Annotated in this window: 23 protein-coding genes; 5 read left to right on the top strand and 18 right to left on the bottom strand. The window is 35.4% G+C overall.

Going from position 1 to position 23535, the window contains the following annotated elements; genetic code table 11:
• Window positions 1-4 precede the first annotated feature (4 nt).
• Entirely contained in the window at window positions 5-1222 is a 1218-nt protein-coding gene (locus AB3M96_RS12880; protein WP_412968027.1) for a sensor histidine kinase, read from the bottom strand.
• Between the two features lie 196 nt (window positions 1223-1418).
• Between AB3M96_RS12880 and AB3M96_RS12875 the strand changes: the two genes are divergently transcribed.
• Window positions 1419-1565 (top strand): hypothetical protein, encoded by a 147-nt coding sequence (locus AB3M96_RS12875; RefSeq protein ID WP_412968026.1) that lies wholly within the window; start codon window positions 1419-1421, stop codon window positions 1563-1565.
• A gap of 101 nt (window positions 1566-1666) precedes the next feature.
• Window positions 1667-2635, top strand: a complete 969-nt coding sequence (locus AB3M96_RS12870) for a ring-cleaving dioxygenase (RefSeq protein ID WP_412968025.1) — start codon at window positions 1667-1669, stop codon at window positions 2633-2635.
• Between the two features lie 142 nt (window positions 2636-2777).
• Here the strand turns inward: AB3M96_RS12870 and AB3M96_RS12865 are convergent, their stop codons facing one another.
• The 6 genes from AB3M96_RS12865 to AB3M96_RS12840 all read right to left on the bottom strand — a co-directional run bounded on the left by AB3M96_RS12865 (window position 2778) and on the right by AB3M96_RS12840 (window position 9463).
• Window positions 2778-3674: an ABC transporter permease gene (locus AB3M96_RS12865; RefSeq protein WP_412968024.1), complete on the bottom strand. Its 897-nt coding sequence runs from the start codon at window positions 3672-3674 to the stop codon at window positions 2778-2780.
• Between the two features lies 1 nt (window position 3675).
• Window positions 3676-5349 (bottom strand): ABC transporter permease subunit, encoded by a 1674-nt coding sequence (locus AB3M96_RS12860; RefSeq protein ID WP_412968023.1) that lies wholly within the window; start codon window positions 5347-5349, stop codon window positions 3676-3678.
• Window positions 5350-5373: 24 nt separating this feature from the next.
• Complete coding sequence (locus AB3M96_RS12855; protein WP_412968022.1) at window positions 5374-6006, bottom strand: hypothetical protein; 633 nt, start codon at window positions 6004-6006, stop codon at window positions 5374-5376.
• Window positions 6007-6010: 4 nt separating this feature from the next.
• Complete coding sequence (locus tag AB3M96_RS12850) at window positions 6011-6541, bottom strand: sigma-70 family RNA polymerase sigma factor (protein WP_412968021.1); 531 nt, start codon at window positions 6539-6541, stop codon at window positions 6011-6013.
• Between the two features lie 130 nt (window positions 6542-6671).
• A complete protein-coding gene (gene ltaS, locus AB3M96_RS12845; protein ID WP_412968020.1) occupies window positions 6672-8621 on the bottom strand; it encodes a lipoteichoic acid synthase in 1950 nt (649 codons plus the stop codon).
• A gap of 236 nt (window positions 8622-8857) precedes the next feature.
• Window positions 8858-9463 (bottom strand): alpha/beta hydrolase, encoded by a 606-nt coding sequence (locus AB3M96_RS12840; RefSeq protein WP_412968019.1) that lies wholly within the window; start codon window positions 9461-9463, stop codon window positions 8858-8860.
• A gap of 205 nt (window positions 9464-9668) precedes the next feature.
• Here AB3M96_RS12840 and AB3M96_RS12835 point away from each other — a divergent pair, with 205 nt between their 5' ends.
• Complete coding sequence (locus AB3M96_RS12835; protein ID WP_412968018.1) at window positions 9669-10166, top strand: hypothetical protein; 498 nt, start codon at window positions 9669-9671, stop codon at window positions 10164-10166.
• A 19-nt stretch (window positions 10167-10185) separates the two neighbouring features.
• On the opposite strand, the gene AB3M96_RS12830 is transcribed toward AB3M96_RS12835, so the two are convergent.
• A complete protein-coding gene (locus AB3M96_RS12830) occupies window positions 10186-12198 on the bottom strand; it encodes a TRAP transporter permease (protein WP_412968017.1) in 2013 nt (670 codons plus the stop codon).
• A gap of 427 nt (window positions 12199-12625) precedes the next feature.
• Window positions 12626-13633 carry a TAXI family TRAP transporter solute-binding subunit gene (locus AB3M96_RS12825; RefSeq protein ID WP_412968016.1) on the bottom strand — a complete coding sequence of 336 codons (1008 nt, stop codon included), beginning with the start codon at window positions 13631-13633 and terminating at the stop codon, window positions 12626-12628.
• A 359-nt stretch (window positions 13634-13992) separates the two neighbouring features.
• On the opposite strand from AB3M96_RS12825, the gene AB3M96_RS12820 reads away from it, so the two are divergent.
• Complete coding sequence (locus tag AB3M96_RS12820; RefSeq protein ID WP_412968015.1) at window positions 13993-14421, top strand: DUF4064 domain-containing protein; 429 nt, start codon at window positions 13993-13995, stop codon at window positions 14419-14421.
• A gap of 73 nt (window positions 14422-14494) precedes the next feature.
• On the opposite strand, the gene AB3M96_RS12815 is transcribed toward AB3M96_RS12820, so the two are convergent.
• The 3 genes from AB3M96_RS12815 to AB3M96_RS12805 form a co-directional block, all read right to left on the bottom strand.
• Window positions 14495-15670, bottom strand: coding sequence for a MalY/PatB family protein (locus AB3M96_RS12815; protein WP_412968014.1), 1176 nt, complete (start codon window positions 15668-15670; stop codon window positions 14495-14497).
• Window positions 15671-15682: 12 nt separating this feature from the next.
• Window positions 15683-16261, bottom strand: a complete 579-nt coding sequence (gene def / locus AB3M96_RS12810) for a peptide deformylase (protein WP_412968013.1) — start codon at window positions 16259-16261, stop codon at window positions 15683-15685.
• 213 nt (window positions 16262-16474) lie between these two features.
• Window positions 16475-17173, bottom strand: a complete 699-nt coding sequence (locus AB3M96_RS12805) for an SGNH/GDSL hydrolase family protein (protein ID WP_412968179.1) — start codon at window positions 17171-17173, stop codon at window positions 16475-16477.
• Window positions 17174-17433: 260 nt separating this feature from the next.
• On the opposite strand from AB3M96_RS12805, the gene AB3M96_RS12800 reads away from it, so the two are divergent.
• Complete coding sequence (locus AB3M96_RS12800; RefSeq protein WP_412968012.1) at window positions 17434-18027, top strand: DUF1836 domain-containing protein; 594 nt, start codon at window positions 17434-17436, stop codon at window positions 18025-18027.
• Between the two features lie 23 nt (window positions 18028-18050).
• Here the strand turns inward: AB3M96_RS12800 and AB3M96_RS12795 are convergent, their stop codons facing one another.
• From AB3M96_RS12795 to AB3M96_RS12770, 6 genes are all read right to left on the bottom strand, one after another.
• Window positions 18051-20144: an EAL domain-containing protein gene (locus AB3M96_RS12795; protein WP_412968011.1), complete on the bottom strand. Its 2094-nt coding sequence runs from the start codon at window positions 20142-20144 to the stop codon at window positions 18051-18053.
• 179 nt (window positions 20145-20323) lie between these two features.
• Window positions 20324-20584, bottom strand: coding sequence for a metal-sensitive transcriptional regulator (locus AB3M96_RS12790; protein WP_412968010.1), 261 nt, complete (start codon window positions 20582-20584; stop codon window positions 20324-20326).
• Between the two features lie 31 nt (window positions 20585-20615).
• Complete coding sequence (locus AB3M96_RS12785; RefSeq protein ID WP_412968009.1) at window positions 20616-20978, bottom strand: rhodanese-like domain-containing protein; 363 nt, start codon at window positions 20976-20978, stop codon at window positions 20616-20618.
• A 98-nt stretch (window positions 20979-21076) separates the two neighbouring features.
• Window positions 21077-22162 carry a redoxin domain-containing protein gene (locus AB3M96_RS12780; RefSeq protein WP_412968008.1) on the bottom strand — a complete coding sequence of 362 codons (1086 nt, stop codon included), beginning with the start codon at window positions 22160-22162 and terminating at the stop codon, window positions 21077-21079.
• Between the two features lie 136 nt (window positions 22163-22298).
• The gene (locus AB3M96_RS12775) at window positions 22299-23075 is read right to left on the bottom strand and encodes a sulfite exporter TauE/SafE family protein (protein ID WP_412968007.1); all 777 of its coding nucleotides are present in this window, start codon (window positions 23073-23075) and stop codon (window positions 22299-22301) included.
• A gap of 52 nt (window positions 23076-23127) precedes the next feature.
• Window positions 23128-23355: a sulfurtransferase TusA family protein gene (locus tag AB3M96_RS12770; RefSeq protein WP_412968006.1), complete on the bottom strand. Its 228-nt coding sequence runs from the start codon at window positions 23353-23355 to the stop codon at window positions 23128-23130.
• Window positions 23356-23535 lie beyond the last annotated feature (180 nt).

Genomic DNA, 23535 nt, shown 5'->3' with positions numbered 1-23535 from the left:
CATTCTACACTCCTGAACTCCATTTTAATTGAATAAGTGGAAACTCTACTCTGATTGTAAATCCACTGTCCTTTTCACTAAAATATTTCAATTGTCCTCCGTGTTCTTGAACTCTTTCCCTCATATTGACTAAACCGAATCCCGGTAAAATCTGTTTGGACCCCATTCCATTGTCCGAAATTTCAACGATAATCGATTCAATTGAACTATGTATCCTAACCTTACAATCTGTTGCTTGTCCGTGTTTTTTGGAATTGGTAAGAGATTCTTGAATTATTCTTGTAATGGCAGGTTGAATGGACGTTGGTATATGTGATAAATCACCTTGAAGTTCAAGTTCTGTTTCAAGGCTTGTCATAGTTGAAAAGTCATGCAGCATTTTCTTAACAACCTCGACCAGATTCCTGTTTTCTCCTTCATCTTCATGAATAGCACGAACGGATAAGCGTACTTCCTGTAATGCTTCTCTTGCAAGTTGATCACAGTTTTGTAATGTCTGTACACTTTTTTCTTGATTCACTTTCATAATTTCTTGTGCAAGCTGAATTTGTATAAGCAAGGCTGTCATTTTATGCCCAACAGTATCATGTATCTCCCGAGCAATTCTATTTCTTTCACGTATTGTAGTTAATTCCTCAACCTGGTTTGAATATGTCTTTAGCTGTAAATTTGCTTCTTTTAAGGCTACATGAGATTCCTCTAATTCTCTATATTGCTTTTCAACGATTTCTTTCGTATCCATTAATTTACGTATGAGTTGTCCTACTATTGCACCGAAGACAACAAATGAAAAACTAATAATATTACTCCCAAAATGTACAACACCAGTTCTGAGATAGCTGACTAACATGATAGCAATCCATAAAGCGAAAAAAAGGAAGATATACCTTTTTAAAATCGATTTATTATCTATAATAATGAATAATGTAACAGCAAGAATTCCAAAAAATATTAAATACAAAGAATCCTGCGCTCCAAATATAAAACCAAAAATGGAACAAAACAACATATCAAACAAGAATAAAACAGCAACATGTTTTTTACCAAACTCCGTATGCATCAGGAAGTGATTTGAAACCAATAAAGTTAATAAGAAAACGGTAAGTACCTTCTCCCAAACTAACGATGAATCTAAATAATAAACAATACTTAAAAAAACAAACATTCCAACCCGAGAAATCGTTAGAATCGTTAATGATTTTGCATCTGAAATAGCAAACACCCCTTACTTGATCAAACTACCTTAAACCTTTCTCTAAGGAACAACGAATTTCCTGCTTGCTGTAAAAAAACTGATATACGCATTGCTACTTAGACACAGACCATACACAATGTTAGTACATAATTCAACTTAAATTACCCATACTACCAAATGTTAAGCTACTTCCATTATGACTATTAAGAATGGAGATGAGGATGTGGGTAGAACAAAACGAGGAAATGCAAATGCTCAACGTAATAACAATGTAAAAAAAGGCAATAGAATTAGTGAAGAGCTTGTAGAGTTTGCTTCATATACAGAAGTAAAAGCTGAAAAACAGAATGTCCTAAAAAAAGATGATTAATTGGCCAAGGCTTTGCCTTGGTCTTTTCCCATGGCTAAATTGTGTTAGTATGGTATAATTATCTTGAATTCAAGATAATTTTATATAGAGGGAGTGGTAGTATGCAGCTTTTAGGATTACACCACGTGTCCATTTTAACTGGAAAAGCTGAAAGAAACTTTGAGTTTTACACAAAGGTTTTAGGGATGCGCCTAATTAAGAAAACCGTTAATCAAGATAACACCCAATCCTATCATTTATTTTATGGAGATGCGAAAGGGAATCCAGGAACAGAAATTACTTTCTTTGACATCCCCGGACTAGGTAGAACTCATCCTGGTGTTTCAAGTATTTCTTCGACTTCTTTACGAGTGAAAAATACAGATTCTTTGCATTTTTGGAAAATGAGATTGTTGGAATTTGGTATTGAAACCGATGATATAACAAAACGAGCAGATAGAGAAACACTAGCCTTTCAAGATTATGAGGGAACTAAAGTTATTTTAGTGGCTGATAACGGAGAAAAGGGAGTATCTGCCGGAGAACCTTGGGGTGTTGAAGGTATTCCATCAGAGCACGCAATTATTGGTTTAGGCCCAGTCACACTTACTGTTTCTGACGCAGCACCTACTGTTCGAATTTTAACAGAGGTCATGGGCTTCCGCTATGTTACCTCCTATCCTTCTCTAGCAGGCGATTTTCCTGATATTAGTGTTTATGCAACTGGAGAAGGTGGTCCAGGTGCAGAGGTTCATATTGAAATTCGTCCAGATTTGCCAAAGGAGCGCTTAGGACGTGGAGGAGTCCATCATGTCGCGTTCCGCATACCAAATGCGAAAGAGTATGAACAGTGGTTTACAAAAATTAGAGCAACCCGACTACCTAATTCAGGAAAAGTAGATCGTTTTTACTTTAAGGCTCTGTATTTTAGAGAACCAAACGGAATTCTGTTTGAGCTTTCAACAGACACACCAGGATTTGATGTGGATGAACCCTTAGAGACGCTAGGAGAAACACTTGCTCTCCCACCGTTTCTTGAACCAAAACGACAGGAAATTGAAGCAAACCTTAGACCATTGGATATATCTTAATGTAACTAGAACCCTTACGTTTATCGTAAGGGTTTTAGTGTAGGGTTCTATGCTCGTTAATAGGTTTCTATGCACGTTAACACTATTTAAGAATGAACACAAAAAAGCAACCACCCCAAATAGGATTAGTTGCAAATTCAATCTACAAGTATTCCGCCTTCTTACTAAATGTTCTACGGAGACCTTCTCCAATAATATTAAAGGTGAGCATCGTATAAAACAGCGCCAGTGCGGGAAAAATCGGGACCCATGGTGCTGACATGAGTGCATATCTTGTTTCCCCAAGTAGAGTTGCCCAATTTAGACTTGTATTTTGCAGTTCGCCAAATCCATGACCCAATTCTACAAATTTTTGAGTCACAAAAATGCTGAATAAACCAAGTTGGCCGATTAATACGGTTACCCTGCCAAGGTCCATAAAAAAGTTACTTATTATATTCGGTAGCATATATGGGATATAGTGTCTAAAGATAAGTCCAATTGGGCTATTTCCTTGTACAATTGCAACTCGAATAAATTCTTTTTGCGATATATCATGTGCTTGTTGTTGAAAGAGATGGCTCGTTCTATCTACTTCTATAAATGCCAATATGAGTACGGCCCAGATATTTCTCGTTTGCGAAAAAATTAAAAATGGTAGATTAATAAATAAAATAGCAGCAATTAATGTCGGAATAGCAGAAAAGAAAGAATGCAGCATCGTTATAATCCAATGTGACGCACCCTTTTTCTCGGAGCCAAGTAATGCCAATGGAATCGAGATGACATATCGAAGCAACGTAATCGAAAAGATAATAAGTAGAGTATCCTTCGTACCAACCACTAACAAGGCTAAGATACCTCTACCTTCATGATCAGTACCAAGTACATCTTCCTTAAAAGGTGGAAAAGGTGCTCTTGCCATAGATCCGTCATCATAAAACCTCACACGTTCAGGCTCAACTTCCCCTTCACCTATAATAAATGGCGAAGCAATCATTGCTGCAACTAACACAAGAAACATTCCGATTCCAACCCATAATAAAGCATTTTTCTTCACGCTATTCCCTCCCCACCTTGTTAAATTTATATTTGGTCACTACACTTATCACTTGCGCAAGAACTAATGGAATCATAAAACAGAGCAAAATACCAAATATGAGTGGCGCCTCTTCGGTTGCAAGCCCCCCCTGTAATGGAATCGACTTACTAAATTCGATAGCTTTGAATAAGCGATATGCGGCACCTTTATAATCTAATAACCATTCAATGATTAACAAGTTTGACATTATATACAGGATAACGGAAGGTAAATGGTTACAGATAGCTGGAATTGCATTTTTAAAAATATGCCTGATGATAACCTTATTTTTGGTTAACCCCTTTGAATAAGCAACTAATACATACTGCTCACCATTCTCATCGATAAATGAGCCTCGTGTAATTGTTGCTACATACATAATCGGATGAATCGAGATCAATAATGAAGGAATGATAAAGTTATACCATTCTTCATATCCCATAATATCAATAGATTGAAAGTTTACTAATACAAACCACTGCAATAGAATAATTAAAAAGAAGTCAGGAAAGGAAGACGTTAGCCATGTCGTTCCTCTACCAATAAACGAAAACCACCTGTTTTGATATGTAAAGTCAAAAATACCCTTTGCAATTCCTATTACAATACTAATAATGAAGGCAAAAAGAATAATCTTTAAACTCCGTGGGAAATAGTTGGCGATCTCCTCTTCAACAATGAAGCCAGATTTAGTTTTTCCTAATGTTTGATCTTGTATGATTCCATTAACTAGCTGCGTAATGTTGTCTTTATATGTATCCATGGAAAAAATATACACGATATCTGTATAGTCTTGAGTTGCACCGCGTGGAATCAAGATTAGAATGACAGTACCAAGGATGATTAAAGAATGAGAAAACACATACCAACCCCAGTGTGTCTCAATCTCTTTTACATACTTTTTCACTAGAAACTCAATCCATTGCGCGAGTAACACCATAAAAATAAAACAAAGTAATAAACTTATTACAAGCTCATATTCATAGCTACGGTTGGCTCTTGTAAAAGGCTCCGCGCTAAAGTCTATTAAGGTAACAAGCTTATATCCAGCACCCGTAAATTCTGTTAGCCATTCAACAAGAACTAGATTTGAGAGTAACAGTAAAATTACTTTAGATAAATTGGTAAATATAAAACTGACTTTTTCTTTAAGTAAAGTTGATTTCTCTTTCAAAAGGCTAGCAATATAAAAAGAAGGATATAAAGAAATTAACACGGATATAAAGAATACCGATTTCACAGCTCCAATTAGAGAAATTGAATAAACCAGCGGTATCATAAGTAGAAAATTAGGTACCTTCAACCAACTTGGCATTTTAGTCTTAGGTGCTAGAAAACTCAACACAATACCTATGACAAATGCTAAAAGTAAGGAAACACCCATTAATTGAAGACTATTTGAAAAGTAGAAAATAGTTTCTTGAAAAACTGACGTATGATCCCAAGTCTCTCCTAAATTAAGGGTCTCAAATCGCTCCTTCACATAGTCAAGGAAATTCGTAAAATACGCCTGAATTGAAAAAATATATTTTACATTAAACTCATTTAGCTCTACCTGATTTGTCTCTCTAGGTATCATGGTCACTAAAATTAATCCAATCACAACCAGAAAATTAACCAAAAGTAACCTTCCAACCTTTAATGCTAATTTCATAAAAGCCCCCCTTCTCTATGTCCTCTATCTATTCAGTAAATTTCCTAATCGCTCTTCTCCATATAAAACAGTACGATTTAAAATATCGAAATAAATAACATATCCATCATCCACATGTAAAACCAATTCTTGATCTTTAATCGACGAAATCTTTAAGGGACCGTCCATTCCAAAATTATATCTAATTGAGGTGGTATATCCTTCTCCTCTATTAATTACTAAGTAAAGCAACCCAGTCTCATGAGCTTCTTTTGAAGAACCAGCATAAATGGTATATTTGTCACTTCCCACCATCCCCTCTGCATAATTACTAATATTCAAGTCAGGTAAGTAGGTACCACCGCCGCTCTTAATCTTAAAATCCAACATAATCTTCTTATCATGGTCAGCCTGAACCACATCGGATACTTTCTTTTCAAGATTCTCAATTTTAGTAGAAAGGTAGAGACTCATTACAAGTAAGAATATACAAGTGACACCTAATGTAAGAGAAACCATTGTAAATCTATAATAGCGGTCTTTTCTGGTATCGGTAGTAGAAGAGTAAAGTACGATATTCTTTAACCTTTCCTTATCTGAAACGGTTGAAGCGTGATTTTTAAACACGGACTGATCCATACTCTTATGGAGGTGTTTCAGTTTTTTATCTAGCTCCATTTTGTCACACCCCTTCATAAATCTTACGCAGGATTTTCTTTGCACGGCTCAATCTTGTTTTTATAGTTGCAATATGTAAACCAGTTAAATCTGAGATTTCCTTCATTTTCATGTCTTCATAATAATATAGGATAATAATTTCACGATACCTAACTGGTAGGCTAAGCACATTTTGTGATAAGATTCGTTCCTCATTGATGAGCATAACTCTTTCTTCGGTAGACAAACTTTTTTGGTTTTCGTTTAAAAATAATTTCTCAAGGAACTCTTTCGGCACAAGCCATTTTCCTTTAAGGAAATCCTTGCATTTATTAATGTTAATTTTGTATATCCAGTTTTTATAACTACAGTCCTTCCTAAAATGACCCAGACTCTTATAACAAGCTATAAAAACCTCCTGCGTAATATCCTCTGCTACTTGCCAATCCTTCACATAAGTATAAGAAAGACGTTTTACCATATCGCTATATTCGTCTATCAGTTTTTCAATGAGCAACTCATTAGTTAAGCTCTCAAATGCTTCTGAATTTTTCATGTAATCCCCCCATGAGAAAGCATGACCGGTTATTCCTGTGTAGTATAGACGATAACTGCCGTAAAAGGTTTCATATTTTTAAAAAATCCCCCTAAAAAAAGACATCTCCTATAAGAGATGCCTTCAATCACTATTCATTTCGTTCTGTTTGTTGTTCTAAAGAATCTATAGCCGTATTTCGTATTGAGTAATCAAGCTGGGAACGTTCAACCGGAGTAAAACCAGTTGGATGATAAAAGCGTAATAAGTCTCCATATACAAGTTTATCTGATATCGCAAGTGTAGATTTTACATACTCATTCGATGCATGGCAAGAATCCTTTTCAACTTCTTGTGCAGAAGCATTATCGTAGCAAACACCTTTAACATAAGTGTAATCCTTCTTTACAAAATCTCCATTACGGAAAGGTACAATTTGCTTACGTTCATCTGAGAACAAATCAGATCCAAATTCAATATATTCTTCTGTTTCTATTCCTAATAAGTGGAGAATAGTTGGTCTAACATCAATTTGACCACCATAGGTTTCTACTTGTTTTCCTTCAGCAGCTGGAATGTGTATAAACAAAGGTACTCGTTGCAATTGTGCATTTTCAAATGGTGTAATTTCTTTTCCTAACACCTTCGCCATTGCCTTATTATGATTTTCAGATATACCATAGTGGTCACCATAAAGTACAACCATAGTATTGTCATACAAACCACTCTCTTTTAAATATCCAAAAAACTCTTCAATAGCTTCATCCATATAACGCGCAGTTTGGAAATACTGATTAACTGTTTTACTTCCAAAATCACCTGGTGCTAACGTTACATCTTCCTCTTTTAAAACGAATGGATGATGGTTTGTGAGCGTAATAAATTTTGCGAAAAACGGCTCTGGAAGACTATTTAATAATGGCATTGATTGTTCAAAAAACGGTTTGTCATTTAAACCATAATTAATTGTATTTTCTGGTGTCATTTCATAATACTCTGCATCAAAGAAGTGTTCATACCCGAATGCCTTGTACATATTTTCACGATTCCAGAACGTTTTATAGTTACCGTGGAATGATGCTGACTCATAACCATTCCCCTTTAAAATTGCTGGAAAAGCTTGGTACGTATTCTGTGCCTTTGTCATAAATACAGCACCTTGCGGGAGACCATAAATCGAGTTATCTAAGATAAATTCAGAGTCCGATGTTTTTCCTTGTGCAGTTTGGTGGAAGAAGTTAGGAAAATAAAATGTGCTCTCATCTCTTGTAAGACTATTTAAAAACGGTGTAACTTCCTCACCATGAAGTTTATAATCTAACACAAATGTTTGAAAAGACTCTAATTCCAAATAAACGACATTCATGCCTTTGGCTTGTCCAAAAAGCTCCTCATTGCGTTGACTAAAATTAGCTTTTGTATAATTTTCAATTTCAGTAATATCATCACTATCGGCTAAAACGCGTTGAGAGGATGACTTTGCTGTTTGAATAGCATCATAAATATGATAGTTGTACATTCCTAAATACTTAACTAAATAATTTCGGTCAAATGATCTAGTTAATAGTTCAGGACGATCCTCTTCAGCCAGATGTAAATTCCCCATAAAAAGTAGGATAGCTGATACAAATACTGAAGCAACTGTGCGTTTTCTTATCGTCCCCTTAAGTGAAAAAGCGCCCGAGAGAATGATTACAATTCCAATGATTACATCTATAAAGTACAAAATATCATATGCTTCAAATAACGCTAATGTACTCCCACCTAAGTCTCCAAAATTCTTTGTTTGCATAAGAACTGGTAATGTAATGAAATCCGTAAAGAAACGATAGTACATTATATTTGCAAAGAGTACAAAGGATAGTAAAAAGTGGATTGTTACAAATGCCACATGGCGTCTTTTGCCAGTAAATAAGAAAGCAATTGCTAAGAAAAAGATTGCAGAACTAATTGGATTTATCGCAAGTAAAAATTTTTGTATGTCATTTTTAATATCAAGGTTAAATTCCACGTTATACGCAATATACGTTTTAATAGAAAAGAGTAAAACAAGTAGTCCGAATAAAAGTAGAGGACTATGTTTTATATTACATTTTTTCATAATTGAATCCCTCCACTTTATTTTAGAAATGCAACCAGCCTAACAAATAAAAAAGGATAGAATTTTGGTATCTATCCATTGCTATTTTATCCATTTATTATATAAGTCAACAGAAAATTATTATAGCACAAAATAATTTTTATTCAATTGATATACGACTGCAAATATTGGATATAAAGGGCCGATGCCCTGAAATAGAAAAAAACCTAATGCTGATATGGCATTAGGTTTCCTATTTAAAAGTGTTTTTTGTACCATTCCGCAGCAGCTGCAACCTCAGTACCGGTGAGCATATGACCATTGTACTCCCAATGAACATCTACGTCTGCTTTTGCATTATCTAATAGCTCTTGAAGATCAACCGTTTCTTGTGCAGGACAAATCGGATCATTTTTACCTGCAGTAATAAATACAGGAGTCCCTGATAAATCTGGCAATTCTATACCACGTCTTGGGACCATTGGATGGTGCAGGATCGCTCCTTTTAGTGCGGTGCTATAATGAAACAAAAGGCTACCGGCAATATTAGCACCGTTTGAATAACCAATTGCAACAATATTTGATCGGTCAAATGAATACGTATTTGCTGCTTCGTCAAGAAAATCATTTAGCTCTTTTGTCCGAAAAATAAGATCTTCTTCATCAAACACACCCTCAGCTAGCCGACGAAAAAATCGTGGCATGCCATTTTCAAGAACATTCCCTCTAACACTTAATACGGATGCAGTCTCATCAATATGACTTGCAAGTGGTAATAGATCTGTTTCAGTGCCCCCAGTACCATGTAATAATAATAATGTTGGTCTTGTTTTATCTTTACCTTCTTGAAATATATGTTTCATACGTCTCCCTCCAAAATCAGTTTGCTGTTCCTAGTATTGCCCGTAAATAATAAAAGTTGAATAAGGAATATAAATCATATTCAAATATCTTAACTTCAAGATAATATACCTTCTAGTAAAAGTCAAACTAGATAACCACAACTTGATGTCATACAAAATGGACAAGTTTCATATTCTTTTATATGGATGTTTAGGAGGATTTGATATGAAAAATACAGTAATTAAGTTAAACATTTACTTACTTGTACTAGTGACAATTTTAACAGGTTGCGGCTCAGATTCACCTAGTGACCTATACTCTTCACTTGAAGGTGAGTTATCGAAAGAAGACCAAGTGAATTTTGATAGTTTACGATCTCATGTCCAAAAGTTTATTCAATTGAACAACGAATTAACTATGTTATTAGAAGAAATGAAAAATAATGATGAATTAGAAGCAGCAATAGATACAATGGACATTGCAAACCAAGAGGCACTGTATATATATAATCTTATTGAATTAGACTCTACCCCTGAAAATAAGACATTACGTTTGGTTAAGCAACAGATCCAAAAATCAATTGAAGAGTATATGAAAGCCATGACTACACAGCTTGAAGGGATAAGTTCTGGTAATACAAAGAAAACGGATACTGGATACCATGAAGCACAAAAAATAGTAGAGGAAATAAACGAATTCTATAAACAAACAAACCACCCTTAAGGGTGGTTTTATCGTTCTATTAAAGTGCAACTGTTGGGGCTTGGATTGTTTCTTTCGGACGTCGTGATTGAATAAATAAAACCAATCCTAGAGCCACAACTCCAGCAAGACCAAAATAAACATTCGGTGAAATTAAGGATAGACCCGCAGCAAATAGAATTAGGCGTTCCCATACAAACGCTTTTCGTATAAAAAAGCCTACCATTGCTGTACTAATCCCAACCATTCCTATAATCGCTGTTATGACTGATATCGTTAAGAATGGAACCTCAAAATCAATTAACAGCATTTGTGGATTTATAACAAAGATATATGGAATAATATACGCTGCTGTCGCAAGCTTTGTAGCTGTTACACCTGTTTTAAATGGATTTGCCCTGGCTAACCCTGCGCCAGCATAGGCCGCTAAACAAACTGGAGGTGTAATGTCTGCAACAATACCAAAATAGAATACGAACATATGAGCAGCTAATACCGGAACATCTAATCCAAGGATCAACGCAGGTGCTGCCATTGTTGCAGTTACTACATAGTTTGCAGTTGTTGGTAATCCCATACCTAGGATTAAACATGCAATCATCGTAAAGAACAATGTCAATATGAGACTTCCAGAACCAAGTGCAATAATACCATCTGCAATACGTCCTCCGAGTCCTGTTTGAACAACTACACCAACGATAATACCGGCTGAGGCACAAGCCGCAATAACCGGTAACGCAACTCTTGCACCTTCTTCAAGAGCACTGATAATACCTTTAAGTGACATCCTTGTGTCCTTCCTAACTAAACTAACAAGGAATGAAACCAATATAGCAAGAAGTGCAGCCCTCATTGGTGTTTTACCAGTTAATAATGTATAAAAAATGACTATTAATGGTAATAACAAGTATCCTCTAGAAATCATTAACTCTTTTGCTCTAGGTAAAGTTTCCTTTGGAGCTCCGGTAATTCCCATTTTCTTTGACTCAAAGTGTACCGCTAAAAATACACCTAAGAAATATAGGACCGCAGGTATGATTGCAATTAACATGATCTGGCTATACGGAATATTTGTATAGGATGCCATAATAAAAGCGGCCGCTCCCATAATCGGCGGCATAATCTGACCACCCGTTGAAGCAGAAGCCTCTGCAGCTGCTGCAAATTCAGGTTTATAACCTGCCTTTTTCATCATTGGAATGGTGAAAGAGCCTGAACCTACAGTATTTGCAACAGAGCTACCTGACACCATACCTTGCAGCGCACTGGCAACTACTGCCGCTTTTGCCTGACCGCCTGTGTATCTTCCTGTGATAGCAAACGCAATATCATTGAAAAATTGACCAACACCAGTTCGAATTAACATGACACCAAATAACAAGAACAAGAAAATAAAAGTTGATGAAACTTGAATTGGCGTGCTATAGATTCCTTTAGTCGTTAAATAAAGATCAGTAGCCAATGTGTTCCAAGAGAATCCACGGTGTGCAAATAATTTGGTTGGGATTAGATTTCCATATAATGCGTATAGAATTGCAATACTTGAAACGATGACGATTGGTAGCCCCACACACCTTCTCGCAGCCTCTAAAACTAATAAAACCCCAAGTGTTGCCACAATAAAGTCAGGGGTCGTATAGCCAAATACTATCCTCTCTGAAACTAATTCTTCATAAAAGACAACATTGTAATATCCCACACAAAGAGAAATAATAGCTAGTAACACATCGTACCAAGGTATTCCCTTTTGCTTACGGTGTAATCCTTTTTTTATTGGATATAGTAAAAATATTAATGCCAATGCTGTACCTAAATGTATGGGACCTTGTATCCTTGCTTCAAAGGCACCACGATATCCTGTATAAAGATGAAACAGAGTTAAGCCTACAGCCATTACTAAGACAAGCCACTTCCAGTGACCTAAATTACGGCGGTACGTACTTTCCCTATCGTATTTCTCCAATATCTCATCAGTCGATAGATTTTCGTTTTCTTTTGATTGATCGTTTGAATCATTCATCTCCTTCATACGACGTGCCCTCCAAAACTTCATACATCTCACCACCTGTAAAATCTACTTTTTTATTATTGAGCTTTCATGTGGCGCTTGGCACTTTTTCTTGCCTAGCACCTACCGTATATTGCCTTTTCCTGTGCCGCTTGACACTTTTTCTGGCCTAGCGCCTACCTTATTGCGGCTTTTCCTGTGCCGCTGAATACTTTTCCTGTCTAGCTCCTACCTTATACGGTCTTTTCATGTGCCGCTTGATATTTTTTCTTGCCTAGCTCCTACCTTATACGGCTTTTTCATGTGCCGTTTGATACTTTTTCTGGCCTAGCTCCTACCAGCCTTTTCATATGCCGCTTTGCACGTTTTCACGCCTAGCACCTACCAAATACGACTTTAAATCCAAAACTTCCTCACGTTTAAAAAAAGGGCTAAAACACAATGTGTCAAGCCCTCTTACACTCTAAAGCTATTAATCTAGTATTCCAATTTCTTTGTAATACTTTTCAGCGCCTGGGTGAATTGGCAGGTCACCTAAACCACTTAAAGCATTTTCTTTTGTCATATGAGCTGATTGAGCATGTGTATTTTCACTAGCTTTCTCAATCATTACTTTAGCAAGTTGATAAGCAAGCTCATCATCAACTGTGTCTGTATTAGCAACTAGTACTGCATAAGCAGATACAACATTAGCATCTTCTTTTAACCACTCGTAAGAACCTGCCTTAATTGTATAACCAGTGTAACCACTGCTTTCTTCTACTTTTGCTAACTCAGCACCAGTCACTTCTAAGAATTTAACATCTTTTACAGAAGCCTGAAGTTCATCAATACCAGCATCTGGTAGTCCTAATAAACCGAATGAAGCGTCAATTGTACCATCTTGAAGTTTTGATTTCGCGTCACCAAAACCTTCTTGGTATGCTTCATAGTCTCCATCATTAATTCCATATGCAGCAAGTACTGCTTTTGTTGCAGTTTGTGTTCCACTTCCTGGTGGTCCAATTGCAATACGCTTACCTTTTAAGTCAGCAATTGTTTCAACACCTGTGCTTTCGCGTGTAATGATTTGAAGTACTTCTGGGTAAATATGGCCGATAAACGCAAAGTTTTCTACCTTTTTACCTTCAAAATCTCCAGTTCCATTTAATGCATTATAAGCAGGAAGGTTAACTGTCATTCCTAAGTCAAATTCACCATTAGAAATCTTAGCTAAGTTCTCTACTGAAGCACCAGATTCTGTTGATGTTACGTTTACGTTCTCAATATTGTTGTTCCAAACATTCGCCATTTCGGCACCAAGTGGGAAGTATGTACCACCTTGGCTACCAGTACCCATGAGAAGATCAACTGTCTCTGTGTTTCCAGTTCCTTCATCACTATCATCTTTGTCGTCACCATTCGTGTTATCACTGCTACATGCAGCAATGACTAAAACCAATGCTAATAGCAAAGTAAGAAACGAGTACTTCTTAAGCATTTGCATTCCCCCTAAAAATATTATTTTTTTATGTAGATCCCCTAGATTAAGAGGTTTACTACCACTAAAATAAAAAGGAATTATCTGGAATAAATACCAAATAAAATCCTATATAAGTATAGGTTAACATATAATTATGGATTTACGCAAAATTTTTTTAATATTCCTTTAATATTTTTGTAACAACAGCAATAATCTATGTTTATAGTAGATTTACTTTTTTTGAAACCTTTTTTATTTTTCTGCGTAAATAAAGTAAACTCTTTTTTGAAACAGGAGTAATGAGGTATTGTGTTTAATAGGTTATAACTAGTAAAATCAAAACTAAAGAGAATATTTTCTAAAGGGGAGAGCATTTAATGAAACGCACAGGAGAAATTGTTTTAACTATTATTGGGGCATGTTTATTTGCATTTATTACATTATTTGGTTTTATCTTCTTAGGTTTAGGAGGTAACGATGAATTCGCTACTGAAATGGAAAATGCAGCTGCTACAGACCCAGCCTTAACTGGAGTTGACATGGGTATGATTACAGATATGGTAGTAGCAGGTGGTTGGTATTTTATCATCGTTGGACTACTGTCAATCGTTCTTGGTATTGTTTCACTTGTACTATTAAAAGGTAATAAAAGACCTAAGGCTGCAGGAATCATTCTAATCATTGTTGCAGTTTTAAGTACGCTAGCAACATTCTTATTATCAATAATTGCAAGTATCCTTTACTTAATTGCTGGAATCCTTTGCTTAGTTCGAAAGCAAAAAGAAGATTTCAATCCAGAATACTAATTAAAAAAGCTTGGAAGGAATTCTTTTCCTTTCAAGCTTTTTGGTTATTCTTCTCGCTCCTGCTTCACTTATACTATTTTAAATTACTTATCGCCTTACTCAAACGAAATAATCCTTCTTCTAAAAGTTTTCTAGGACAGGCAATGTTAATCCTTGTAAATCCTTCTCCTTCTATTCCGAAAATATATCCTTCATCTAAAGCTACCTTAGCTTGTTTTTGAGTGAGCTGCTCTAATTCTTTTGCGCTAATTCCAAGGCCTCTACAATCCAACCAAACCAAATAAGTTGCTTCAGGCTGAATTACTTTAATCTTTGGTATATTTTCTTCAATATACTTTGTAAGAAATTCAAGATTACCTTTTAGATAATCAAGTAAGTGATCAAGCCAATCATCCCCTTGCTCGTATGCACTAACAAGTGCAGTTACTCCAAAGGTGTTTGTCAAACCCAAGGCCAAATTCTCCATTGACTTATTAAATCGATTACGAAGGTCTTCATTTGGAATTATGATATTTGAAGTTTGCATGCCAGCAAGATTAAATGTTTTACTTGGTGCTGTACAAGTAATTGAATTATGTGCAAAAGACTCACTTATAGCTGCGAACGGTGTGTGGACATTACCTTTATAGACAAGATCAAAATGTATTTCATCGGAAACAACCAATACATTATGTTCAGCGCAAATCTCTCCTAGTGTTTGTAGCTCAGCTTTGGTCCAAACTCTGCCAACTGGATTATGAGGACTTGATAAAATAATCATCTTTACACTTGGATCTAGCTTTGATTTTAAATCATCAAAGTCCATTACATATTGATTTTGTTGTAGCTTCAGTGGATTATGAACGATTTCTCTTCCATTGTTTTTTATCACATTCATAAAAGGATAGTAGACAGGTGGTTGAACAATAATCTTGTCCCCAGGCTGGGTAAATGTGTTTACAATGATACTCAGAGCTGGTACTACACCTGGACTATAACAAATCCAATCTTTTTCAATATCCCAATTATGACGACGTTTCATCCAACCGATTGTAGCCTCATAGTATGAATTGGGCCTTGTTGTGTAACCATATATCCCATGTTCAGCCCGCTCCCGGAGTGCATCTATTACTGGTTGTGGCGACTTGAAATCCATATCCGCTACCCACATTGGAAGAATCTCTTTATCTCCAAAAAGATTCTCGACTTCATCCCATTTTACTGAACCCGTTTGTAATCTGTCGACGTGCTCATTGAAATCATATTTCATATCAGGGACCTCCTAGTAAAGGCTTTTAATTTCTACATTTTCTGGAAGTTGGAAAGGATTGTTTTTATTAATGCGATCATAAAACATGATGCCATTTAAGTGGTCAATTTCATGCTGTGCAACAATTGAAGCATATCCTTTAAGCCGTAGTACAACCTCGTTTCCTTCAAGGTCTACTGCTTTCACCTTAATTTTCTCATATCGTGGTACCAAGCCTTCAACAGGTCGGTCAACAGATAAACAGCCTTCACCATCGGGCAGATATATCATTGAAACAGAATGACTTACAATTTTTGGATTAAATAATGCGTATTCATGTAGTTTCTCATCAAAGTCTGTAAAATAAGCGACAAACATTCTCTTATCCAAACCAACTTGATTCGCAGATAGTCCAACTCCTGGGCGCAATCCATATTTTTTAGCTAACTCCGGGTCCTGGCTATTCTTCACGTAATTCATCATACATATCAATGTTTCTCTATCCTCTTCGGATAGTGGGAGTTGTACATCCTTTGTTTTCACCGAAAGAATGGGGTGTCCTTCACGAACAATATCCTTCATTGTAAGTATGTAATCTGAACGATAACTCATGCTTCTCAACTACCTTTTCTATTAATGTTATAACTATCTTATCTTTTCTTTTTAGTCTATGTCCATTAATATACAGTCTTTCCTTTTATTAATTACAATCATTTTGCTAAGGTCCCATAAAATATAGAGCCCTTTTTTAAAATATTGTAGCTTTTGCCAGCTCGTATTTTATGTAAAATGCTAACAAAAAAAGCCCCACATGGAGGCAATTCTTTAATTTGTTACAAGATGATTTTTCCCTACTAGCGCAGAAAATATTTCAACGCCTACTGTTTTATATCCTTCGCCTGTTAAGTGGATTCCGTCATCACTAATAAAATTCATAAGGTCTCCAGATTGTTTCAAAGCGGTTCTTACATCTATTTTTACTACTTCAAGCTGTTCTGCTAGTTTTGTTAAGTTGCGATTGTAAAGGCCATGCCAATGTTCTATTCCACCTTGTAAACTAATCCAATGACTTATTGAACTACCGTATCTTTCAGAGAGAAGCTTATAATAGCGAACTGGATCAAGTGGTGGTAATGTCATTAATATCGGAACACTATTTGATTCTCTTACTTGATTAATAATTTGTTTTAAATTTTCAATATAACGGTCTATTGGAACAATTGGTTGGTGTTCTGCATCTGGTTTTACTGCAACTTCATCCCATCTAAAATTACAATCATTCCCGCCAACTCCAATAATTACATAATCCGGATGTTCTTGAATGACATCTTTTTGTAATCTTGATAACAGTAAATCTGAATTATCATTAAATACACCTTTGTTAATGACAGCAAGGTCTTCTTTTTGATTTACCAACGCTAGCTCCTGTAGAAACGCAGGATAGTTTTCTTTTAAAATGCGCATCCGGCCTTTTACATATGAAACTCCTCTTGTTAAGCTATCTCCAAAACAAACGATTTTCATTTTTATCACCGCTTTTTTATTATATTATGGCTTGCATTACCTTTATGAATGACTAACTTTCGCTTCCTTCAATACTGTTAAGCTTTCACCGACTCTATGAGTGTCAGATGATGCACTTCTTGATTACCAAAACCCTAACATGTAGTTTCCGATACTACTTATTATAATATACCCATTCCAACAAGTAGTCAATGTTTACTGAAAAATAATTTTAGGCTAAAATAAGAGATGAGAAAATTTATGAAAAATGAGGGTATATGATGGACCACAAATATGAAATTCTGAATTCCTTAGATATAGAAAGAAATATTTCGTTAGACGACATTCCAAACATCGATTTATATATGGACCAGGTAATCCAGCTCTTTGAAAATACATATGGTCCTTCAAAAAGAAATGAAGATGAAAAGGTTTTAACGAAGACAATGATTAATAATTACGCTAAAGGGAAACTTCTTGTCCCTATAAAAAATAAAAAATATTCTAGAGAGCACCTCATTTTGCTTAGTTTGATTTATCAATTAAAAAGTGGTCTATCAATAAATGATATAAAAACTACATTAGATGGTTTAACACAGAAAATTAATATTGATCATGATTTTAATCTTGAAAACTTTTATAATATCTACCTTAATTTGCACAAAAAAAATGCTGCTGAATTTTCAGTAGACCTAAAAATGAAAGTGGAAGATGTAACTGAGGAAGTGTCTTCATTAACTGATAAAGACACTGAAAAGCTGGAAAAGATCCTACTGATCCTTTCTTTAACAGCAAGTAGTTTATTTTATAAAAGAGCCGCTGAAAAATTGATAGATGAACTGGCTAGTAGTCAACCGCCAAAAAAAGAAAAGTGATTCCCTCACTTTTCTTTTTTGCTTTACATAGATTTTGGAACTAGTTCCCTTTGATTAAAGAGCAGTTTTGTAACTTCATCAACTGGTAACGGTTTTGCGTAAAAATAACCCTGTCCCTCATCGCAATTGAGGCTTTTGAGAAATTCAGCCTGCTCTTTATTTTCTACCCCCTCAGCAACTACACCTAATTTCAAATGAGAGGCCATATCTAAAATGGTCTTAACAATAACTCCATTGTCTCTTTGAATTTCATTAATGAACGTGCGGTCGATTTTTAAACTATCAATTGGAAATTGTCTTAGATAAGCCAAAGATGAGTAACCGGTGCCGAAGTCATCAATGGAAACTCGAATCCCCAAGGCTTTCAGTTGTTGCACAATTTTAGTACTGAAAATGGGGTCCTTCATCACGCTTTCAGTTATTTCTAATTCTAGATAGTGAGCCTCTATACGAGTCTCCTCAAGTATTTTAACCATGTACTGAATGGTGTCATTGTTTACACATGCTGGCGACAAGTTAACTGCTACCCTGACCGGGGGTAACCCCGTTTCCCTCCATACCAAATGCTGCTTACATACCGTTTCAATCACCCACTTTGTTAAGGGAACGATTAAACCCGTTTGCTCAGCTAATGGAATAAAAGCCGACGGTGGAACACTTCCTAACGTTGGGTGCTCCCAGCGTAGTAAAGCCTCGACCCCAACAATCTCAGTAGAAGAAATGGTTACCTGAGGCTGATAAACTAATGTTAATTCCTTCTTTTCTACCGCTTCTCGCAAAGCTTTTTCCAACTTCATCGTTCTCGTCATGTGTTCGTATATTTCATTTGTAAAAAATTGAATTGTTTTCGTATCAAGGTCTTTTGCAATATATACTGCATGATCTGCTCTTTTTACTAGTGATTCTAATTCTTCACCATCGTGAGGGTATAGACTAATACCAATCTTAATCGTTAAATATACCTTTTCGTGTTTTGTATAAAAGGGTTCATCAAACAAAGAAACTAACTCTTGAGCACGAGCTTCAACCTCTTCTTTTGGGATACCTTTAAGTACAATAATAAATTCATCCCCACCGAATCGATACACATCACCTTTTCCTTCTAAATGGAGAGATAATCGTTCCGCAACAGCTTGAAGAAGTACATCACCCTCGTTATGTCCCAATGTATCATTTACATACGAAAAACGATATAAATCTAAAAAGATAAGGGCCATCTCTTTTTTTTCTTCATTCTCTGTTAACCACTGGCTTGTTTCATCTTGAAAACATCGGCGATTTCGCAGACCCGTCATCTCGTCGAGATAAATCATTTGAAGAATCCTGGCCTCATTATCCTTTTGCTCTGTAATATCCTGACGAATATACATATATTGATACGGCTCACCATCTTCATTAAAAAAGGGAACAATTGTCGTTCGTAGCCAGTACTCTGTACCATCTTTTTTTCGATTTTTTATATCACCTGTCCAAACTTGTCCACTCTGAATTTTTCTCCATAATTTACGAAAAAAGATGTTTGTGTGATAGCCCGAATTAAGTATTCTATGATTTTTACCAAGTAGTTCCTCTCTTTTGTATTGAGAAGCTTTACAAAAGGCATCATTTACATAAGTGATTGTACCTTTTTTATCCGTAATTGAGAGTATAGAAGATCGATCTAATGCAAATTTAAAATCCTTGAGCTCTCTTATCCTTGATGCAAGCTCAATCTCATTAAATTTTTCAACTGTAATATCATTACCGATTATTAATAACCCTTTACGGCTACCATCTTCATAGTAAAAGGGCATTTTAATAACCTCTATAAATTGTGAAACTCCTTTTTTCGTGGTAATTCTTTCAACATATCTTTTTACCTTATGACTTTTCCATGTCTGTTCATCTGTATGATTACTATTTTCAAAAAAGATTCTTAAATGAGGATATAAGGCGGCCAGTTCTAAATCATTTTTTCCAATTACTTCCGTTTTATCAAGTTCTAATAGCTTTAAAATATACTCGTTTGTATATTGCCATGTGCCTTTGTCACTCTTGAAGCAATACAAATCACTATTTACATCAAGTACTTGGTGAAACAGCTCGTGAATATGTAAATCGTCCAACCATTTAACCATTATAAATGCTCCTTATTCCCAATAATTACTAATATATTGAACGTCAATTTAGTAAAAATACTTCGACAATTATATTATAAGTGACAGATTTCACTAAGATTTTGTATATTTTTGTCTATTTACGAAACATTTCATAATTAAATTTGTAGGCAAAATAAAAAAGACCTATCAAGAGGTCTTTATCTGCTTTTCACTAATAGTTCTACTGCTTCTTTCACTAGTTCTTCGGTATTTTCTCCCTTTTCGTCTGCATTTCGTACACAAGCAACTAGGTTTGAACTTACTACTACCCCAATTGTCCGATCGATAGCTGTGCGTGCAGCAGAAAGCTGAGTAATAACATCCTTACAATCCTTATTTTCTTCCATCATACGTAAGATCCCGCGTAATTGTCCTTCAATTCGTTTTACACGGTTTTTCATTTGATCGTTGTAATCCATATGAAACACCTCTTTTTTATTCTATCTATTATCATACAGCAAAATCGGTTGCTTTTTTACAACAATATTCTGTTAAGGTATAACCAGTAACGATAAACCTTTTCCGTCTCAGTATACGAATAGCCACGTTTTTTTCCAACTGAGTGGAGGCTATTATATGAATCCTTTTTTCAGGTATTTCGTTGTAAAATCTTTCGAGATACGCAACTGGTATATTAATTGCTGATTTACAAGGATTCTTGTACGATATATTGTAATCTCTAACGTCAACTACTATAAGGTTTGTGTCTTGTAAATTTGTTATATCTTTACATTGAATCCCCAATACCGGGAAATATCGATAAAAGATTAAAAATGCAACAGCGCTAAGCGTTACTGTAAGTAATAATATCATTTTAAATACCTCGCTGCTAATTATAGTATATAATCTACAATCATATTATACCCTATTAGGTATGTAGTCAAATGCATTGTATTTCCATTTTTAATCTTTTATTTAATGTTCTTAATAAGTTCTTCCATCATTTCTTTATCCATTGGGCCCACTATTTTTTTTTGAATAATTCCATACGAATCAATAACGTAACTAGTTGGAATTGTATATGCTTGGTACGTGTTACCGATGTCACCTGTTTCATCTAATAGTATAGGAAAAGTTAAACCATAATCTTCTACAAAAGGAGCGATATCTTTCGTACTTTTTTCTGCTGTTGTTAGGTTTACAGCAATCACTTCTATATTGTTTACGTTTTGTTCTTCATAAAAACGCTGCATATGAGGCATTTCGGCTTTACACGGTGGGCACCAAGTAGCCCAGAAGTTTAGAATTATTTTCTTTCCTCTTAAGCTGGAAAGCTGGAGTTCTTCGCCTTCTATCGTTTGTAATATGAAGTCAGGTGCTAATTGTCCTTCTGATATTCCTACTTCCAAATCAACCTCCCGAAATTGTTCTGTCTCCATTGGTGAAGACATCCCTTCTGTGGAGAAATTAGTATATAAAGTCCAAACAATCAAACCAAAGAGAGCAGTAATTACAGCCACCTTCTTGTTCACAGATAGCACTTCCTTTTTGAATTCTACTTTTTGTAAATCCTTAATTAGTAGTGTCACCAGTAATAGAAGAAATGTACATATGCTTGTTACAAAGTAGAAAATATCATGTTGATTTAGTAGTAGCAATGCCAACACAAAATATGCCACCTGAGTACCAAGAATAAGAAGTAAAGTAGAGTGAATTAACAAGCGTGGCTGTATTACTTGTTTTTTAAGTTGATAGATGGTGTAAAAAACCATAATAATAATCGCTATAAAAATTCCCTTTGTACCTCCCGTGAAATATAAAAGGGATAATGGGTTTTTTAAAACTAGTACCGGGTCTAAAAGTAGCAAACTTCCTTTCCATGCTAAAAAGCCTATAAAAATACTATTAGTAAGTTGACCAAAAGCTTTCTTTCCTATTTCTTTCTCTTGTGTCCCTAATAGCCAAAAACGTGAAATTAACATTCCAACTAATAAAGCTATACCTAAGATTAGCCACTTTACCATTATTGCCAAACTACCAATTTGAAAGACAGGCATTCTAGACCTCCATAACGTTATAGATGTGATAGTTACAGTACTAAACATATACTTATTTCTATTATACCAAATAGGGTATGTTTATATTATAATCTCTATTTTTTAAAAGATTAGTAAAAAAAACGCCTATTGGCGTTTACAGAATATCCATCCAGATCTTAACGGTAGTAGCAGCAATTAATATCGCTAGAATTACCTGTAGAATTTTTGTGTTTATTTTCTTCCCTGCAATTGCACCTAATGGTGATGCAATCAAGCTAGCCACAATCATAATAATGGCTGGAGTATATTCAATTTGTCCTGTGGAAATTTTCCCGATTGTAGAACCGATTGATGAGATAAACGTAATTGCAAGTGATGACGCGATTGTCATTCTTGTTGGAATTTTCAAGACCACGAGCATAATTGGTACAAGTAAGAACGCACCAGCTGCTCCTACAATTCCAGCACCAACACCCACGATTAAGGCAAGAATTGCTGCAAGCCATTTATTAAAAGTAACTTGGTCAAATGGAATATCGTCCACATTTTTTTTCGGAACAAACATCATGATAGCTGCAATTAATGCTAACACACCGTATACAACATTAATTCCACCTTCAGACATGAACTTGGAACCAAATCCACCAACAAAACTACCTACTAAAATACTAACACCCATATACAAGATAAGGGCTTTATTTAAGTAACCGCCTTTACGGTAGGCCCAAACACCACCGATTGTTGCGAAAAACACTTGTATTGCACTGATTCCTGATACCTCGTGAGCACTAAATGCAGCCAATCCAAATAAAGGCGGAATATATAATAGCATTGGATATTTGATGATGGATCCACCAATTCCAAGCATTCCTGAAATATATGAACCGATAAATCCAATTAAAAAGATTGTAATAATAAATGCAAAATCCATTGTTTTTTAACCTCCTCTTAAGAAAAGGGAACCAAAACGGTTCCCTTATTAATTAGCCTTTTTTTATCCAAAACTTTAAAACTTCATCTTCTTCTTCATGCTTCACTAACTCATGACCGCCGGACTTTGCCCAAGCTGCAAGATCATTTTTAGCACCTTTATCCGTAGCGTGTATTTCTAAAACTTGTCCTGGTTCGAGTTCATTCATAGCCTTTTTCGTTTTTACAATTGGCATAGGACATGCAAGTCCTTTTGCATCTAACACTTTAGTTACATCCATCTTTCGTTTCCTCCTAACTATAAGCTCTTATTTAAAATTGTTGCTATTTGCGTCTTTTCAGTGAGAGTGAAAGGTACAAAGTTTTGTGATTTCCGCTCCTGGCACTCGCTTTCCGCGGGCGGACCGTGAGCCTCCCTCACGAAACCTACAGATTTCTTAGTATTTCTTTGTTTTTCTTTA

This window comes from Ferdinandcohnia jepli, from assembly GCF_047246645.1.
In the GTDB taxonomy this organism is placed as follows: Bacteria; Bacillota; Bacilli; order Bacillales; family Bacillaceae_L; genus Ferdinandcohnia.
The sequence above is the reverse complement of the archived record's forward strand: the minus strand, read 5'-3'. Positions and strand labels throughout refer to the sequence as shown.